13 protein-coding genes are annotated in these 19,102 nt (G+C 59.7%); 2 read left to right on the top strand and 11 right to left on the bottom strand.

Annotated features, from left to right (window positions below):
• Positions 1–42: 42 nt before the first annotated feature.
• Positions 43–1,803, bottom strand: a complete 1,761-nt coding sequence (locus tag SH410x_RS27855; protein ID WP_473672799.1) for a hypothetical protein — start codon at positions 1,801–1,803, stop codon at positions 43–45.
• 176 nt (positions 1,804–1,979) lie between these two features.
• A complete protein-coding gene (locus tag SH410x_RS27850; protein ID WP_473672797.1) occupies positions 1,980–3,761 on the bottom strand; it encodes an ATP-binding protein in 1,782 nt (593 codons plus the stop codon).
• A gap of 234 nt (positions 3,762–3,995) precedes the next feature.
• On the opposite strand from SH410x_RS27850, the gene SH410x_RS27845 reads away from it, so the two are divergent.
• Positions 3,996–5,051: a tetratricopeptide repeat protein gene (locus tag SH410x_RS27845; RefSeq protein ID WP_473672795.1), complete on the top strand. Its 1,056-nt coding sequence runs from the start codon at positions 3,996–3,998 to the stop codon at positions 5,049–5,051.
• On the opposite strand, the gene SH410x_RS27840 is transcribed toward SH410x_RS27845, so the two are convergent.
• From SH410x_RS27840 to SH410x_RS27820, 5 genes are all read right to left on the bottom strand, one after another.
• Complete coding sequence (locus SH410x_RS27840) at positions 5,022–5,801, bottom strand: M90 metallopeptidase family protein (protein WP_473672793.1); 780 nt, start codon at positions 5,799–5,801, stop codon at positions 5,022–5,024. The genes SH410x_RS27845 and SH410x_RS27840 overlap by 30 nt on opposite strands.
• Complete coding sequence (gene rsmH / locus SH410x_RS27835; protein WP_473677418.1) at positions 5,802–6,722, bottom strand: 16S rRNA (cytosine(1402)-N(4))-methyltransferase RsmH; 921 nt, start codon at positions 6,720–6,722, stop codon at positions 5,802–5,804.
• A 26-nt stretch (positions 6,723–6,748) separates the two neighbouring features.
• Entirely contained in the window at positions 6,749–7,717 is a 969-nt protein-coding gene (locus SH410x_RS27830) for a sugar phosphate isomerase/epimerase family protein (protein WP_473672791.1), read from the bottom strand.
• Positions 7,718–7,870: 153 nt separating this feature from the next.
• A complete protein-coding gene (locus SH410x_RS27825) occupies positions 7,871–8,251 on the bottom strand; it encodes an acyl-CoA thioesterase (RefSeq protein ID WP_473672789.1) in 381 nt (126 codons plus the stop codon).
• 61 nt (positions 8,252–8,312) lie between these two features.
• A complete protein-coding gene (locus SH410x_RS27820) occupies positions 8,313–8,816 on the bottom strand; it encodes a hypothetical protein (RefSeq protein WP_473672787.1) in 504 nt (167 codons plus the stop codon).
• Between the two features lie 147 nt (positions 8,817–8,963).
• Here SH410x_RS27820 and SH410x_RS27815 point away from each other — a divergent pair, with 147 nt between their 5' ends.
• Positions 8,964–12,626 (top strand): proline dehydrogenase family protein, encoded by a 3,663-nt coding sequence (locus SH410x_RS27815; RefSeq protein ID WP_473677417.1) that lies wholly within the window; start codon positions 8,964–8,966, stop codon positions 12,624–12,626.
• A 116-nt stretch (positions 12,627–12,742) separates the two neighbouring features.
• Here SH410x_RS27815 and lepA read toward each other — a convergent pair whose 3' ends face one another.
• The 4 genes from lepA to SH410x_RS27795 all read right to left on the bottom strand — a co-directional run bounded on the left by lepA (position 12,743) and on the right by SH410x_RS27795 (position 19,039).
• Positions 12,743–14,539 (bottom strand): translation elongation factor 4, encoded by a 1,797-nt coding sequence (gene lepA / locus SH410x_RS27810; protein WP_473672784.1) that lies wholly within the window; start codon positions 14,537–14,539, stop codon positions 12,743–12,745.
• A gap of 162 nt (positions 14,540–14,701) precedes the next feature.
• Positions 14,702–16,123, bottom strand: coding sequence for a TIGR01777 family oxidoreductase (locus tag SH410x_RS27805; protein ID WP_473672782.1), 1,422 nt, complete (start codon positions 16,121–16,123; stop codon positions 14,702–14,704).
• A 117-nt stretch (positions 16,124–16,240) separates the two neighbouring features.
• Positions 16,241–17,701: a PQQ-binding-like beta-propeller repeat protein gene (locus SH410x_RS27800; protein WP_473672780.1), complete on the bottom strand. Its 1,461-nt coding sequence runs from the start codon at positions 17,699–17,701 to the stop codon at positions 16,241–16,243.
• 222 nt (positions 17,702–17,923) lie between these two features.
• On the bottom strand, positions 17,924–19,039 hold the full coding sequence (locus SH410x_RS27795) for a pyridoxal phosphate-dependent aminotransferase (protein ID WP_473672778.1): 1,116 nt from the start codon (positions 19,037–19,039) through the stop codon (positions 17,924–17,926).
• Between the last annotated feature and the right edge of the window lie 63 nt (positions 19,040–19,102).

Raw genomic sequence — 19,102 nt, 5'->3', positions numbered from 1 at the left:
CCAAACGGCACCGCTTGGCGAGCTCGGGACAAGGGTCCCAAGCTACCGCAGCCGATATCGATACTGGAATCGGCCGCCGGGGGCGGCGTCGCCATTGGTGTACGTGTCGATGATGTCACCGGGTGATTGTGAGTTGTCGATCCATTTGAAACCAATCGATGCGCCGGAACCGGCGTGGTCTCGATAGGGTTTCAGTATGCTCTTGGGGATCGCGACGTGCATTTGGTTGCCCTCGACGCGAGCGCGGGTGTCGCCGATGGGTTCCCAGTTCCAGCCGCCGGTCGATGATTCGATGGTGCTCCCGCGAACCCGTAATTCGAACCCTTCCCAGGCCGCCTGCGCGGCTCCCGCGTCAGCGGACGAGTCGTTCACGTCGAGCAGCAGCCACATCCAATTGGGATCGGTGGAATCGGTGATTGGGTCACGAGTTTGCATGTGGAAATAGAGATTGTCCGCATCCTCGCTGACCTTGGCGATGTGGAAATCGTTGCGGCCGGAGTTCACTCGATAGTGGTGTTCGCCGCAGCCTGGGAAATCACGCGGCAGCGTATCACCGAGATGATCACGATAGCTTGATTCGACGCCGTTCCACTGGCTCATCGGTCCGTCGATGTCGATGGTTTTGCTCTGCGTGCCGGTGGTTTCCGGTGCCATGCCCTTGAAGCGGCGGATATTCGCGGCGAGCTGCATGTAGTAGTTGTCGCCATAGCCGTCCTTCATCATCTCCACATCTCGGCTGGCTTCGACGTCGAACTGGTCGCAGAATACAGGCGCTCCGGACTCGCCGGTATTGAGCTGCATCGCGATCCACTCGTTCCAGCCTGTCACAAACGTGACCTCTGGATCGAGCTCGAGGGCACCCTGCCACTGCTCTTGAAAATTCAGCCCGTACCGAAACGCATCGGGACGTTGGTCAACGGCGCCTTCATGGAAGCTTCGCCCCCGCGCCCGGCCCGTACTCATCATTTCGACTCGCCCGGTCTTTTGATCGAGATTCTGGCCCACGGATACATTGACCTGCTCGGGACGAGCGACGTCCTGGTCGTAGGAGTAAACCTGTGGATACGTCGACTCCCAATGCCATGCGTTGTGCGTGTTGACCAATTCGAACGGCCAATGAGCGGCGCGCAACGTGAAGAACTCGGCCACCTCCGGCGAGGCTTGGGCGGGATCGCAGATCAGTAGAGGTTTGCCTTTCCAGGTGAAGAAAAGCTCAGACGACTCGCCCGATTTGTAGAACGTTTCGTAGATTCGCTGGGCCGTCCGCCCAGCCTGGGAATTGACCATGAAAGTGATTCGCGGAACGTCTTCACCGGCAGCATGTTTCTGCCCAAACACTTTGAGCATCTCGGTGACAACGTTCTCGTAAATCAATCCATTGGTCGCATCGAGTACCACGAAGTCGACACCGGCATCGGCGAGGAGGTCGGCATGCCGGCGAAGGATCCACGGATCATCGCTGCGGTAGTAGCCAAACAGTGGTTCGCCCCAGAAGTGGAACGCATTTTTCTTGCCCCACGGCGGTGACGCATTGGTCGTCAGTGCGTCCGGGTTGTTCTTGAGGATCAATGAGTTGTCGTAGGCCGCGATATTTTGCAGCCACGCGAAGTAGAAAATGCCAACGTATTTATCGTTTTGAAACGGCCGAACTTCGGCGGGGCTCGGCATCGGCCGCCCCAGCGCATCGTTGCCGAACAGGGCCGGTGGTACGCTGCTCTGAGCCTGGGCTGCCGTCGCTGAGAACAGCATCGCGATCACGGCGTTGCGGAGTTGCAAAAACAGACGCTGAGATGGGGTGGGCATAGGGTCGGTGGGAGGTGGGAGGCTGGGAGGCTGGGAGGCTGGGCCGTCTGCGGCTGTGATGCAGGCGGGAGCCGGAGTTTGGGCACGTGAGAGGTTGGGGATTTGAAAATGCAAAAGGGCTCCTGGCCGCAGGGGATTTTGCATTCACACCTCTTGGACGAGACAGTGATCCCGTCCTAAATTTGTGTGTCGCCGATGCTCAGATCGTTGATGTCGGTGGCGATGGTGGGCAGGATCATGCGGAATCTCGCGCCGCCTTGTGCGGTGTTTGAAACCTCCACGCTGCCACCGTGCTCCTGCATGATTTTAGCAGTAACGGGCAGTCCGAGTCCGGTGCCGCGAGCACCCTTCTTGGATTCAAAGAGCGAAAAAATTTGCTCACGCTCGTCTTCGGGCACGCCTTCGCCATCATCTTCGACGTCGACGATCCAGCCGATCGCCGCATCGAATCGGCTGCTCACTCGGACCTGCGACGCGGCAGCATCGATGGCATTCGTGATCAAGTTCAGCAGCGCCCGGTGAATGGCGTCAGGATCGAAGCTCGCCATCGGCAGGTGTTCGTCCAGCTGAAATCGCAGTTCGGTTGCCGCATCGCTAGCGCGGCCCTGCATCAAATCGAGCACGTCTCGAATCGTGTCGTTCAGATCGGCTTCGACGCGCTGGGGTTCACGCTCTTTGGAGAACGTGAGCATGTCGAGCACGAGGTTGCTGATCCGTTCTTGATTGCGATCGACAATCGCCCACCCACGACGAATCGTTTCAGTCTCGTTCTTGGCCAATCCAGACTCGATCAGATAGCTGCCACCCCGCACACCTTGCAGAATATTCTTGATGTGATGGGAGAGCGTGGCGATGGTTTGCCCCATGGCCGCGAGACGTTCGCCCTGCAGCAGGGCCGAGTAGTAGAACGTATCCTCGATCGCCAGAGCGGCTTGATGGCCAATCGCTGTGATCAGCTTGAGGTGCTCGTCATGAAATCGAGTCGCCCCTTTCTTTTCGATCCATTCGCCCGGCGGTGTGTAGGTATCGACATACAACGCGCCGACCACGTCGTAGCGTCCCTGCAGCGGCACGCACAGCGCCTCGCGAACGCCGCCCTGCACAATTGAGGCGGCGCTTTCGAAGCGTTCGTCGTCGACCGCGTCGCTGGTCCGCACACCTTCTTTGTGCTGCATGACATAATCAAGAATGGTGTGGCTGATCGTGATGCGACCCGGGGGCTTGGGGCGTGTTTGTAGATTGGTCGGTAAGGCCCCGGCTTGATCTCGATCGCAACGGGCGGCGGGAGTCATGCGTTTGCTTTCAGGGTCGCGTAGCATCACGCAGCCACGATCGGCTTCGACCCAATCAAAGATCAGCTTCAAGACGCGATCGAGGACTTCGTTGAGGTCATCGGTGCGACCGACCGCCAAGGCCGTCAGGTACATCACTTCGAGAGATTGGTCGGTGTCGAGAAAGTGACCCGGCGACGCCGACGCTTGCTTTTCCGGTGCCTCTTGGCGAGGGGATTGTGAGTGAGCGAATTCGCTGGAAGCCGATCCGGGAACTTCCGGGCTGCGGGAAAAGCGGTCTCGGGAGAAAGAGGACACAATCCGGCTGGCGTCGCCGCCTTGCACTTGCCGGACAATGTCCACGCCGTGGGCGGCGCCCATGGCCGCAGCGTTGCCGGCACCTGTGAAGATCAGCAGCGTGCCACCAATTTCGATTCGGTCGCCGCTGACGAGCTCCTGCCGCGCGATCCGGTCACCGTTGACATGAGTACCGTTGCTGCTGCCCAGATCGATCAGTTCGTATCGCCCGGTGGCGAAATCACAGCGGACTTCCGCGTGGCCGCGGGATGCCTCATTGTCGAGCAGTTGAATGTCGTTGGTCGAGTCGCGGCCCAATCGCTGGACCGGCGCTGAGAGCGGGAAGTGCTTACCCTGGTCGCGCCCTCGAATGACGAACAACGAGGCCATGGCGGGGTGCTTCCTGTGGAGTTGGGCGAATTTGGGTAGTGTCGACGCGGTGCATCGTGCTCGGACGCCTCGGGCATCGGATCGCTAGCATGATTCACCGCCGAAAAAAGTGGTGGTCTCTTTTCGGATAGGCACACAAGATAGCTTGTCAGCAAGCCCAATGTTTGACTACCGTCGGACTTTTCCAGATTTGCCCCATTTGAGCTCTCGCCAGCGTTTTTGTGTATTGCCGCTATGTTCTCTCCCACTCCAATCCGACGTGGCGGTCGAGAAAAGCGGGGCGAGATGGTTGCTAAATTGCCTGCTGCGGTGATTCTATTGGTTGTCGTGGGCCACCTGTTGGGGTGCCGTACCGTAGCCCCCATCCATCTCTGGCAGCCGGCCCAGCTCAGACCGGTCGACGGCGAGAAGCTCGTTCTGATGGAGATTGCAGGTCCTTTCGATACCGCTGAGGGGATTCGCGACGCACTCGTGGCTCAAGCGAGCGGAGTGGGTGGCGGTCACGCGCGTCCGGCGGCCGCTCCGATCACGCTGCTGCTGCCTGATCAATTGGGGCCCTCCTCTGACATTGCGCTCGTTTCCAATATTGATAACGCACCGAGCGACTTGTGGGTCGCGGCGGCTGCCCGGCGAGCGGGCGTGCGGTATCTACTCCGCGGCGAAATCATGCACGCCACCGGCAGGTCACATTCGGACGAGCATCTAACGGTTGTGTGGCGGTTGGTGGGCCTCGATGCGGACGCGAGCACGCAGGGCATGCCCATCGCCATCAACCAGTCGATTATCAAGCAACGATATCCGGATCTGATGGCCGTTGCCGACCCCACCGCACGGCTTCACCAGGCGATGGCGCGCCAGACCCTTGGTTTGGTCCATGAATCGGTCGTTCGGCAAAACGTGGAACTTGCCCATCCCCACGCGTCCCTAGGCAGTGCCGCCGTACGCCGTGGAAATGAGATGGCGAGACTCGGAAACTGGCCCGCCGCCGAACGAATCTGGAAACAGACCTTCGAACGATACCCATTCCAAACGGCGGCCTGGATTAACGCATCGATCGCCGCCGCGGCCCGCCAGGATTTTGAGCAAGCCAAGCAGCGGATCACTCGCGCGATCCAGCTCTCGATCATCTTGCCGGTCCATCGCAACCTGGCCGAGGAAACGCTCGTGTGGCTGGAGCTTCAACAGCGTGACTACGTGAAATCATTCGACCTGCCCGATCCACCCGGGGGCTGGCGAGTAACGCACGCAAGCGACGAGGCGTCAGCGCGGTTCGTCCCAGACACGCATTAGCAGCTCGAATAAATCGGGATCGTATTCCTGTAATTCGGCACGGACAAAGGGATAGAAATCGTTCCGATAGAAAAACGCTTCGGTGCCTTCTGCAAAATACTCTTTGCAGTTGTTCAAGCCGTAGTGACGCACCTGGCGACCCGCGTGGTCGAGGACTCGCGTATAGCGTTCTGATTGTTGAGCCTGTTCAAAAACGGCGATGACCTCAGGGTTGTCAAAGTTGAGGAATTGATCGTGGTATCCATGTGCCAGCTCATGCAGGACGACCGCGGGATGCTTCAGCATCTGGTCTTTGGATAACAGCTCAGAGGCGTTTGGAATGTGGACCTTGCGGGTCAATCGGGCATCGTGACCATGGGCGATCAGCCATCCCCGGCTGGGGTGATATTGCATCGAATGGAGCGTGGGGTGCTCCTCTTGGATCCAAATCTCGATGGTCTTGAGTTTTGCGAGTGGCCCCGGCGCCACGAGTATCTCGATCCGCTGCAAATGATTCTTCAGCATCGCGAGTGCACGCTCACCATCGGCATCGTCGATCAATGCTGGGTCCACGTGTACTGTCCAGCCTTGGATTTCTTGCTCGACAGGATCCAGCCGCTGGGGATTTCCCGTTTCGGCAGCGGCTAGGGCCGCGAACAGCAATATCGAGCACGCGGCGGTCGATGTTCTCAGCCGCGAGGCAAAATGGGTGATCATGAATTTCTCTTCGTTCGCGGGCGCCGCATAGCCCCACAGGGAAACCGTCGTCAATTAATCAGGTTTTCGTTCAGCGACGCGTAGTTTGGCGCTGCGGCTGCGGGGGTTCTCTCGTATCTCTTGCTCCGTCGGCCGCAGCGGTTTTTTGGTCAGTATGGTCCACCGCTCGTCATCGCGGAACGCGTTTTTGACGATGCGATCTTCGAGTGAGTGAAAGCTGATCGCGGCAACGCGGCCACCCGGAGCGATCCAGTCCGCAGCCGACGCGAGCGTCCGCTGCAGGATGCCCAGCTCATCATTGACCGCGATTCGCAATGCCTGGAACGTACGCGTCGCGGGATGGATGTCGTGATTTTTGCCGCGGGGCACGCACCGCCGGCAGATCTCGACGAGATCACCGACCGTGCGAACGGGTAATCGATCTTTGGCCCGCAGGCAAATCACTCTCGCGATCCGGCGACTGTATCGCTCTTCGCCAAACTGATAGATCGCGTCAGCGATTTGTCGCTCGCTATGGTAGGCCAGCCACTCATAGGCAGGGATGTCGGATTCGGGATCGAACCGCAGGTCGAGTTCCGCTTCTTCGAGCGTGAAGCTGAACCCTCGCTCGCGGTCGGCGAGCTGGTCACTCGACAGACCGAGATCGAGCACGAACGCATCGGCGTGTGAACGCTCGCAATGCGCCAGTGCCGCGGGCGATTTTTCGTAGCTGCCCAGGAACAGTTCGATCCGCGGATCGCTGCCAGGACCACTGGGCGTATCATCTCGCTCAATGACCGCTGGGTCTCGATCCATGCCGATGATCAGGGGCGCAACGATGGGCGCAGGGCGGCCGTCATCCGTCCCGGGGAGCGGGTCATTCGCGGTCGGTAGCACGTCGAGTAGTAATCGAGTGTGTCCACCGCCACCGTAGGTGCCGTCGACAATCGTTCGTGGATGGATCTCACCGATCCACTGCACGATTTCGTCCGGCATGACAGAGACGTGTTCGGTAGGGTCGCTCACGCAGGTTGCTTTGTCTCGGCGGAGACTTCAGCAAACGTCTTGCTGCAGTGCAGCGCCGTCTCCATCTGGCCAGCAATCTTGGCGAGCTTTTGCTCGTTCCCGCCACCGACTTCAGCGGCGAGCCAGCCTTGGAAATTAATCTTAACGAGTGCTTTGCGGACCGAACCCCAGTCGATGTCCCCTTCGGTGATGTTGGTGAAGCCACCCGATGCGCGTGAGAAGCCCTTGATGTCGAGTTTTTGAATGTGGCTGCCGAGCGTCTCCACCCACTCCGCAACATCTCCGTACTTCCAGTGGTTACCCAGGTCGAACTGGACGCCGATGGTGTCGGTTCCAAACGACGCGATGAAGTCGGCGAGCGGCTGCGCGGATTGGTTTTCGTCGCCACCATGGTCGTACAGGAAATGATTCCAGACGTTCTCAACCACGATATGGACGCCGAGTTTGTCCGCCAATGGAATGGCCTTCGAGATCGCCTCAAACGCCCGCGAGCGAACTTCCTCGGGCGTTCCATCCTTGCCATGGCCGGGAACCAGAAGCATCGTTTTTGCCCCCAGTGCAGCGGTTTGCTCTAAAGATTGATGCAGCAAATCCTGGGCTTTGGCACGTGTTTGGGGATCGGGATTGGTGTGAGTGACTGACCAGTGATACCCGGCCACCGTGCCATCGATGATCAAGCCGGTTTTCTCTGCCGCAGCGCGAAGTTCGGCCACATTCAAATCGCCCGTGTTCGGTTCGACGCCTGCGAACCCAGCGTCCAGGGCCGCTTGGAACTTTTCCTCCCAGGATCCCTTGATGCCGATCATCCCCGCCTTGAGCGTCTTTTGCAGCCACGGCCCCGCTTCGTCTGACTCGGCGGTGTCCTCGGCAATACCGCGGGTACCTGTCAGGCAAGCACCTGCCATCACCGAGGCGCCCGCTAGAAATTGGCGGCGGGAATTCGTGAAATCAAAAGGAGCATGCATCATTAAAACCTAGGTGTGAATATGAATCGCGATCCAGAGTGGCCCATTGTAGCAACGCGTTCCCAACATGCACCCACCGTAGGATGGAACCATTGTTCCCTCCGCCCCGCTGCCCCCGTGTCCCATGCCCCCCCCGCCTCGTCGGCACGATTCTTATATAATCAACACTTCAGGAACACGTTGTAATCGACCTTCGCGATCGATCACCGCGAGTGTCACGGTGGCTTCGACGAGCAGCGTGCCGTCACGACGGATTTCGTATTCGTGGACGATCTTGGCGGCGGTCACCTGCACGATCCGCGTGGTTAGATGAATCTCGTCATCGTAACGCGCCGGCATCTTGTATCGGCAGTCAACGCGTACCACGACGACGAACCACCCCGCCGCTTCGATATCGCGATATCGGCCGCCCGAGGAGCGGAAAAACTCGGTACGGCCGATCTCAAAGTAGGTCAGGTAATTCGAGTGGTGAACAAATCCACCGGGATCGCACTCGTCGTATCGAACTCTGAGGGGGATGGTTTGTTCTTTCACGCGTCGATGGGGTGCACGGAGGTCACGGCGAAAACAATCGGCCCCCTAGCAAATGGGGGCGCTAGCTAGCGTACCACTTGCCACCTTGTTGATCGACCAGGTTTCTCAGCGCGGTCAATTCCGGGTCACGTTGCTGGATCAGCAGCCAACTGATTTTGCCATTGAGGTCATTCTCAAATGCTCGCGCTTTGATCGCTTGGACACAGTCAAATGATTGCGAATCTGCGAATGACCGCTCCTCGGGGACCGCGAGAACCAGGTTGTGATCTTCACGAACAGCGGGATCATTCAAAAAAAGGTCGCTGGTCTCATGAATCTGATCAACATCGACCGACCCACAGTCGATGGCAATGATACGGCGTTCGGGGTGATCGAGGGTGCGAAAGAGTCGTCGTCGCATATGAGCGGTTTCCTCTTCCAAAGTCGCTGACATCACGCCGTTTGCAGACTTTACGAGGGCGGATGCTCTGTTAATCGCGTCGTCAATGGCTTTACCAGCGTCCGATGCTGCCAATGACCCCAACAGTGATCCTGAATCCGATGCGGCGATAACCGGTATACTCATCTTCCAAACTCCTGCGAGGATAAAAATGGGGATGGGTGTCCCACCCCACTCAGTTGGCACAGTAATTGTAGCAAAGTTTGTACCGCAGAAGAAGCAATAACCGACACGTTCACCCAACCACCACTACTCTCGCCCTACGGTGACAACATCGCTCCTAAAGAATCCCAGCTCAATGGTGACGCTGATGCCGCAATCAAGCTTGCTGAACAATTAATCACTGATGCACAGGGGTTGCAAACACCCCAGGAACGCCGCCAGCAGGCCGAGTTGACTCGCATGATCGGTCACGATGCCGATAAGGCGACGTTGGTCGAGATGACCGATCAAGCATTCCGGACCAACGCGCCGGCGCGGGTCGCCGATCAGCTCACCTTTCTGCTCGACATCCAGGGCATCCCGCGATTTTTTAATCCCGTGGAGCAGGCGATGTTGCGCGGGTTCCAGTCCTTCGGCGAATACCTACCGGGGGTCGCGGTGCCGTTGGTAAAGGAAAAGATGCGGCAGGAAACCGCCAATGTGATCCTGCCCGCCGAGCCTGAACTACTGGTCAAACACCTCCAAAGGCGCCAGCAGACCGGCGTCTCGATGAACGTCAATCTGTTGGGTGAAGCGTTGTTGGGTGAGGACGACGCCCGCGCACGACTGCAGAACTATGTTCAGTTACTGCGATTGCCGGACGTGCACTGCCTGAGCGTCAAGCTAACAACGCTCTCGAGTCAGGTCTCGGCTCTCGCCTACGAGCACACGATCGATGTTGTCGCCGATCGGCTCGATTCGCTCTATCGCAATGCGAATCATCATACGCCGCCCAAGTTCGTTTACTTGGACATGGAAGAGTACAAAGACCTGTATTTGACGGCGGATGTTCTCAAGCGGACGCTTGATCGCCGCGGTCTCGAGAAAACGGCAGCGGGTATTGCTCTGCAGGCTTACATCCCCGACTCGTTTGCCGTGATGCAGGATTTGATTGCCTGGTCGAAGCAACGCGTCGAGAATGGTGGCAGCGCTTTGACGATCCGGCTCGTCAAAGGGGCGAACTGGGAAATGGAACGCGTCCACGCGAGCACATCGGGGTGGCCGATGGCACCCTACGAAACGAAAGTTGACACGGACGCCAACTTCAAAAAGATGCTCCGATCGCTCATTGATGCGGCCGCCGCCGGGCATGTGCGAGTGGGGGTGGCATCTCATAACCTATTCGATGTCGCCTTGGCGATGAACTGGACCAACGCCGCCGGTTGTGGATCGCATGTGCAGTTCGAGATGCTCGAAGGCATGGCCAACCATCAGCGCCGCGCCATCACAGCCCGCGACGTACCGATGTTGCTCTACGCGCCCGCTTGCCGGCGAACCGAGTTCCTCAATGCCATCTGCTACTTGATCCGCCGGCTCGACGAGAACACGGGGCCTGAGAACTTCCTCCGGCACTCCTACGCGTTGCAGCCCGGTTCGGAAACCTTTGATCGGCTCGCCGCTGGATTCACCAAGTCGCTGGAGATCATGGACAGCGTCTCGACAGAGCCACGCAATCCACAGGATCGCAGTCAATCTCCGGTGCAACCTCCCGCCGCGGCGCATTGGACGCAGTTCGTTAACGAACCCGACACCGATTGGTCCAGTCCGGTCAATTCACAGTGGATCGCCGCTCTGCTCAAAGATTGGAAGAAACAGTGCAATAAACGAGCCGTCAACATTCACCCGGTGCTCGCGGGCGACTCCACACCGGAGAGCGACGAAACGCTGCCGATCATTAAGTCCTATGATGTTTCTCGGCCCGAGAAAGTCGTCTGCCGAATCCAGCCGACCGCTCTCGAACCGCTCATGAAGTCGGTCAAGCACGTCGCCGATTGGCGTGGTTGGGCGGACACGCCCTTAGAAAATCGGCACGAGATCCTTCGCGGTGTCGCTCAAAAGCTGCGCGAGCGGCGCGGCGATCTGATCGGCTCGATGGTCGCCGACGCTGGTAAAACGGTCGCCCAAGCCGATCCGGAGGTGAGCGAAGCGATTGATTTCTGCGAATTCTATCCGCTCACGATGCGTGATTGGGCCAATCGTCCTGAAATTCAGCTGCAGGAACGCGGTGTCGTGGCCGTGATCACCCCGTGGAATTTTCCGATGGCGATCGCATGCGGCGGCGTCGCTGCGGCATTGGCCGCCGGCAACTGCGTCGTGCTCAAACCCTGTAACGAAACCATGCTGCCCGCTTGGCTGGTCTGCCAAGCCTTCTGGGACGCGGGCGTGCCTGTGGAAGCGTTGCAGTTTGCCCCCTGTGCCGACGAAGTGGCTGAGCAAGCCCTGGTGATCAATCCGGATATCGATACCGTGATCCTCACCGGCGGCACCGCAACGGCCAAACGCATGCTCACGGTCCGGCCCGACCTACACCTGTTGGCTGAAACGGGTGGCAAGAACGCCACGATCGTGACAGCGTTGGCGGACCGTGACCTCGCGATCAAGCACGCGCTGCAGTCCGCGTTCGGACACAGTGGCCAAAAATGCAGTGCCACCTCTCTATTGTTGTTGGAAAACGAACTATTCGACGACGTGACCTTTCAGAAGATTCTTGCCGACGCCGTCCGCAGCCTGCATGCCGGTTCGGCGTGGGATCTCCATACCGCCGTCACACCGCTGGTTTCTCCGCCCAATGACGAATTGACGCGTGGCATGCGCGAGGTGGACGACGATGAATTCTGGCTCGTCATGCCCGAGCACGTCGACGGCAACCCGACGCTGTACCGGCCGGGCGTAAAATGGAACGTCAAGCCAGGCAGTTTCTCGCACACCACCGAGCTATTCGGCCCCGTGCTCAGCGTGATGCGGTTCGGCAGACTTGAAGAGGCGATTGAAATCGTGCGATCGACGGGCTACGGATTGACCAGCGGTTTGGAATCGCTCGATGATCGTGAAGTCGAGATGTGGCGTGAATCGATCCCAGCCGGCAATCTTTATATTAATCGCCCGACCACGGGTGCCATCGTGCTCCGGCAACCATTCGGTGGCGTGGGGCTGAGTGCCTATGGGCCAGGGCTCAAAGCCGGCGGGCCGCACTATGTGCTGGCTCTGTCCCGGATCAGTAATGGGCAACCACTCGACGCACCCGAGGATTCCGGTTCTCAGGACACTCCCGCCGAAGACCATCCGCACTTGGATCAGTTGCTGGATTGGCTCGGCAACAGCCCGCACGCGAAAAAGCTCAGCGAGACGCAGAAGGCTCAAATCCGTGCTACCGCCGCCGGAGGTCGTCGAGCGATGGAGAGCGACTTTGGCAAGGAGCACGACACGTTCCATCTCGTCGGCCAAGACAACCTGCGCCGCTATCGCCCGGCACCGGAGTTGACCATCCGAGTGGGCCGAAGCGATCCTGCATCGGATCTTCCGATTTTTGAGGATGCGTTGATCGCCGTAACGGCCGCGACGGCTGTCTCGACCCAGTTCACACTGTCGATCGATCCCGATCGTCCGGCGGCGGAACGAGAGCTGTTTGAGTCGTTGGCGGATTGGCTGCCCGGGTTGATTTCACCGCTCGAAGAAAACGACGAACAGCTCGTCAGCCGCATCAACCATGGCCTCGTCAGCCGCCTGCGGTGCGTGTGCCCGCTATCGGTCGGTTCGGTTCGCAAGGTCTGTGCGGAACGTTTCGTGACGATCGTCGACGAACCGGTACTGCATGATGCACGCATCGAATCGCTGCGGTATCTCAATGAGCAATCGATCAGCCACGACTATCACCGCTATGGCAACCTCGGCCGTCGCTCGTCAGAGCATGCCAAGCGTGCCGAGAAGCCAGACGGCCGCAACGCGGCGCTCTGATGTCGTGGGGCGATGCCCACGCGGTTCAACGAAAACGTTTCCGCGTGGGGGCGTCTGTTTTCGCAACGACCCATGCCACTGCGGCGCGGGTCGGGTGATGGCAGCGGGGCAGCGACTTATTTCTTCTCTGCCCGCAGCACCGAGATAAACGCTTTCTGCGGGATGGTGACGCTGCCGAACTGCTTCATCTTGGCTTTGCCCTTCTTCTGTTTATCCAGCAGTTTCTTTTTGCGGGAGATGTCGCCGCCGTAGCACTTGGCGGTCACGTCCTTGCGGACCGCTTGGATGGTCGAACGGGCGATCACGGTGCCACCGATCGCGCCTTGGATCGGAATCTTGAATTGATGACGCGGGATTTCTTCAGCGAGTTGTTCGCAGTAGTGCATTGCCCGCGCCCGTGACTTCTCGCGATGCACGAGATACGCCAGTGCATCGACGGGTTCTCTGTTGACGAGGATGTCCACTTTGACGATGTCTGTTTTGCGGTATTCGATAGGTACGTAGTCGAACGATCCATAACCGCGGGTGATCATTTTGAGTTTTCCGTAGAAATCAAAGAGCACTTCGCCGAGCGGCATCTCACTGACGACTTCGACCCGGCCCGCCGACAGGTAGTTCATCGTTTGGCTTTCGCTGCGATGATCACGGCACAGCTCCATCACGGGACCGACGTATTCCTCAGGCGTCAGGATCTGCGCCCGGATGTACGGCTCGCTGGCCGAGTCGATCGTCGAGGGATCAGGCCAATTGCTGGGGTTGTCAATGTCGAGGGTCGTGCCGTTTTTGAGCTGCAGTTTGTATTTGACCGACGGGGCGGAGATTACCAGCCCGATGTCAAACTCCCGCTGCAAACGCTCCTGGATCACGTCCAGGTGCAGCAGCCCGAGGAAGCCGCAGCGGAAGCCGAATCCGAGTGCCGCTGAACTGTCCTTTTCGTACGTCAGGGCGGCGTCATTGATCGCGAGTTTTTCGAGCGCCTTGGTCAAGTCTTGGTACTCGTCGGTGCTCATCGGATAGACCGATGAGAACACCACCTGCCGAGCGGGTTGGTATCCCGGGATGGGCGTGGCGGTGGGGCGATCGGCGAGGGTGATCGTGTCACCAATTTCGATGTCCTGGACGCTCTTGACGCCAGCGACGATGTAGCCAACCTCTCCGGCAATGAGTTGTTTCTTGGGCACCAATTTGAACTGGTTATAACCGAGTTCATCGACGCCGAAATCACGATCGGCGTGCATGAAGTGGATCGTGTCTTTGGGTTTGAGCGTCCCATCGATTACGCGGCACTGCAAAATCACGCCTCGATACTTGTCGAAAAACGCGTCGAAAATCAATGCCTTCAAGGGTGCGTCGGGATCGCCTTCGGGAGGCGGCAAATGGGCGACGATGCCTTCGAGCACGTCCTCAATGCCCTGACCGGTCTTGGCCGAGACCGGGATCGCAATGAACGGGTCCAGCCCCAGGTCAGCATCGATTTCTTCGCGCACCCGCTCGACATCAGCGGCGGGCAAGTCGATTTTGTTGATCACCGGCAGCAACGCGAGGTCGTATTCCAACGCGAGATAAAGATTGGCGACCGTTTGTGCCTCGACGCCCTGAGACGCGTCGACGACCATCAAGGCGCCTTCGGCGGCCATCAATGAGCGGCGGACCTCGTGTGAAAAGTCGACGTGACCGGGGGTGTCGATCAGGTTGAGTTGGTACGTCTGGCCGTCTTTCGCCGTGTAACTAAGCGTGACCGTGTTGCTCTTGATCGTGATTCCCCGTTCACGTTCGATGTCCATCGAATCAAGCATCTGGTCGTGGAACTCACGCTGCGCGATGCCGCCGCAAGCCTGAATCAACCGATCGGCCAGCGTCGATTTGCCGTGGTCGATGTGGGCAATAATGCAAAAGTTCCGGATAAGTTTCATACGTTGGGGAGCGGGAGGAATGAGCGCGATCGAGGCAGTGGTTTCGGCCCCCAAATCCTAATGAATTCGTGCTGCGGTGGCTATCCGCTGCCTTGTCGACCGGCGGCTCGGCCGATCGCGAGGACGGGGCGCGTCTCAGTTCAGACGGGCGGAGCCGTCTGGCTACGATGGCTGACCGGCGGCTCCGAGCGAGTAACGCAGGGCATCCTGCAGCGATGTCAATCGGAATTCATAGCCGCTGGCGGCTAGTTTGTCGGGAATCACGCGGCTGCTGGCTAGTAATAGTGCATCGGCCATTTCGCCGATCGCCAACCGCAATGCGGCCGCCGGGGCGGGGAACAACGCCGGCCGGCCGAGGACCTGGCCGAGTGTTTTGGCGAATTCACGGTTGGTCAGCGGCGAGGGGGAGACGAAATTGACGGGGCCGGCCAGTTGCGGTGTCGCGATCGCATGGACGATCCCGCCGAGCACATCATCCAACGCGATCCAGCTCCAGTACTGCCGTCCGTTCCCCAGCGCCCCGCCGCACATCTTCGCGGGGGTGAGCATTTTTTGCAGTGCCCCGCCACGCGGCGAAATCACCACGCCGAGGCGTGCATTGACCACTCGGATGCCGGCCTCCGCAGCGGGTTGGCATGCGGCTTCCCACTCTTGGCAGACATCCGCCAGGAAATCGTCGCCCGGTGCGGAGGATTCGTTCAGCATTTCATCACCCCGATCACCATAAAACCCAGTGGCCGATGCACAGATGAACGTTTTCGGTGGGCGCGACAATTTCGCCAGTCGCTCGCACAGGCTGCGGGTCTTCGCGACCCGACTATCGCGAATCTGCTGCTTGATCTCGTCGGTCCAACGCGGTCCCGCGATCGGCTTGCCAGCCAAATGCACCACCACGTCGACGTCTTGAAAGCGTTCGAACTCTTCGTCACTCGACCAGCCCGCGATTTCGTCCTCGCTCGTCCGCTCGTCGCGCGTGATCTTCCATACCCGGTGTCCGAGCAGCCCCAATAGATTGCAGAGCGAAGCGCCGACCAAGCCGGTGGCCCCCGAAACGGCAATCGTCAGCGGGACGCCACGGCAGCGCGAGACTAGTTTCAAATCGTCTCGGGTTACCCGGTGCCGATATGCAAACATCGCCTCGAGTTTCTCTCGCACGCGCGATCCACCGAACAGGCGGCCTAGTTTTCCAAGCGGCAGTTGGTAATCGATCTCGTCGGTCATTCGCGACGAGTTTGGCCCGGTCGCGGCGAAGCGATGTCGATGCCGCCACGAGGCGAAAGGTCCCGACTCCTGCTCGTCGGCGAACAGGTCGGGGGGGTGGTACTGCGTGTGTCGCGCGTGCCAGCGCAGCGGTATCCCTGCCACACTCATCTTCACCACCACGCGGCTGCCCACCGCGAGACTGCCGTCGGAATGCTCGACGTTCACCGCCTCCCAGGGCGGGATCAAGCGATTCAGACATCCCGGCCGATCGTGATAGGCAAACGCCTCTTCCATGGAGACCGGCAAATCAACGCTCGCCACAAACCGTTCCGTAGGGGCGGGAGTGTTGTCGTCGTCCGAGTGGGCAGTGGTTGCAGTCATGGTCGCTCCGTTGTACCAGATCGGACGGGGCTCGGATTGGCCGCCGTCGATGCAAGTTGATCAAACTGGGGGCAAAGGGCAGGTGGCATGAGCCCGGGGCGGACTGTTTTTAACGAGTTATTCCGCGATGCAGTACAGATGGGTTTTACCGCGAAGATAGATTTCGTTGCCCGAGATCGCCGCCGACGCGTCGATCTCATCGTCGAGCTGGTTCTCCGCGATGACCTTGAATGAGCTCCCGTGTTCCAGCACGACCGTGGTGCCGTCGCGACCGGTCAGATAGATATGATTGGCAGCGGCGACGGGCGATGCGTAGACCGACGAGATGCCGGGCAAACGAGTGGGGGCGATGACCATCGTTCCCGTTTGGGCGTCGCGGGAGACGAGCACTCCATTATTGGCTTTGACGAAGTAAAGTTGGCCTTGATAGAGCAGCGGCGAGGGGACATAGGGCGCAGCGTCTTCTTCGTACCACGTGACGGCGTCGGAGTCGGTGATGTCGCCGGTGGAACTCAGTGGAATCGAATAGATTGCGTAGCCACGGAATCCGGTCATCACAATCACGTTGTTTTCAAAGCGGACCGGCGATGGAATCGGATTGCTGGCTTGCCCACCGCATTGCCAAATCAGTTCGCCGGTGGCCAGGTCGTAACTGCGAACCCGGTTGGAACCGTTCGTGATGACTTGTGCTCCACCGTCATAGGGCGTGATCAGCGGGGTTGCCCAGGTGGTCGGCTCATCGCGATCGGCCCGCCATTTCTCGGTTCCTGTTTGGGCGTCGAGGGCGACGAGGAACGATTCGCCTTCGTGATCCCATGGCACAACCAGGGTCCCTTCATAGACGGCCGGTGAGCTGCCTTCGCCGAATTGCGCACGGGTCTGCATCTGGCCGAGGTCAACCTTCCAGAGTTGATTGCCATCGAAATCGAGACAGAATACGCCGCGAGAACCAAAGGACATGTACAGCCGCTCGCCATCGGTCATTGGGGACGCGGAGGCAAACGTATTGGTCGAGTGACCGGCTTCGTGCGGCACCTCCTGTGCCAGAACGGTTCGCCAAATTTCCTTGCCGGTGGCTCGATCATAGGCAATCACCATGAAGTCGTAGTAGTTCGTCAGTGCGGCACCGCCGCCCGAGCCGCCACGCCCGCGACCTCCCGCCCCACCGCGGCCTCCCGGTCCACCGCGGCCTCCCGCCCCACCGCCTGGCCCGCGGCGACCACCCCGCTGGGCAGTTTGCTCGGCGGCGGGTTCGTTTTCAGCAGGCCGTTCCTCGACGGCTGCTGCTGGGTCGGCGACTCGCTCGGTCTTGACCGCCGAGCTGACGTAGACCCGGTCGCCCCAAATAATGGGCGTGCTGCTGCCGACGCCCGGTACATCGATCTTCCAGCGAATGTTTTTAGTTTCGCTCCACGTCGTCGGCGGATGGGCGCCTGCGGCGGTGCCGGATGCTCCCGGGCCACGCCACTGAGGCCAGCCGTCGGTCATGGGGGTGGTTGAGGTCTCGGCACCGACGGCCGAGCGAGTGAACGTACCGAGTACCAATCCGAACAGGATCGTCAGAATGAGGTGTCGCAAGAACTCGTGCTCCAAAATTGAAAACGTGATGGGTCTCGTCCACCTAGACCGGTAGCCGGTTGAGCATTGCAACCCCGCGCAGCGTGACAGGTTCCGCAAACCGATCCGGGTGCGGGCGGCCAGCTACCCTGGACGTGTGCCTGGGGTGACTGCCTGCCGTCGCGGTGGCGACTCAGGTCACCGGACCCAATCGGCGAACGGGGGGACTTGGCCGGCAGGACTCTATGTTCCCCGCTGGGCCAGTTTGATCAGCATTTCCGCGCCGCGGCGGAGTGTCTCGTCGCTGGCGGCGAAGCTGATGCGGAAGTGGCTGTCACGCAGGCTGAAGATATTTCCGGGGATGATCAGCAGCCCCTGGGAAATCGCGTGCTCGACAAATGCCGCCCCGCCTGCCGTGCCCGGTGCTTTGGGGAACAAGTAGAACGCGCCCCCGGGAGAGGTCAATTCGTAGTACGGGGCCAGTTCGCCGACGAGAAAATCACGTTTGCGGCGGTAGTCGTCCACGTTGGCCTGCATCGACACCTCGGTCGCCCGAAGTGCTCCCCATTGAGCCGGTTGGGGGGCGCAAACGAACGAGAACTGCTGGATTTTGAGCATCGTCGCAATCACTTCGGGCGGCCCGTGAACGTAGCCCACACGCCATCCGGTCATCGCGTGCGATTTGCTGAACCCGTCGATCACGATCGTGTCAGGGTTGTCGGATGCGGGCGAATAGAACTCGCCGTCGTAAAAGAACCGACTGTAGATCTCATCCGAGAGCAGCGCGATGTTGTGCTCGGCGGCCAGTTCGGCAACGGCCCGCAGGTCCGCTTCGCTGGCCGTTACCCCGGTGGGATTGGCGGGGCTGTTGACCAGAATCATTTTGGTCTTGGGGGTGATCGCGGCTGCGATTTTGTCTGGATCCAGCCGGAAATCGGGATACGAATCCACCATCACGGGCACGCCGCCGGCCAGTCGGACGAGGGCGGGGTACATGACAAAATAGGGATCCAGGAAGATCACTTCGTCGCCCGGATTGACCATCGAGAGCATCGATAGAACCAGTCCGCCGCTGGTGCCGCTGCTGATAAACACGTCGCGGTCTTGGCCGGGATATTTGTCGCGAACTTCTGCTAGAATGGCTTCCCGCAGCGGCGCGATGCCCTGGGTCGGCGAGTAGGCGTTGCGCCCGTTGCGGATCGCGTCGATCGCCGCTTCCTTGATGTCGTCGGGCACGTCAAAGTCGGGCTGGCCGATCGATAGGTTGATCGGGTCCTTGAGTTTCGCGGCGAGATCAAACACGCGGCGAATCCCGCTGCTGTCGAACGTTTTCGTGCGGTCGGCGATCCAAGGGTGCATGATGGCGATGGGGTGAAAGTGCGGGGATTTGGGCGGAAACGCCATACTAGTATCGACGCCGAC

This window comes from Rhodopirellula sp. SH410, from assembly GCF_055811895.1.
This window is presented reverse-complemented; position numbering and strand designations above follow the sequence as displayed.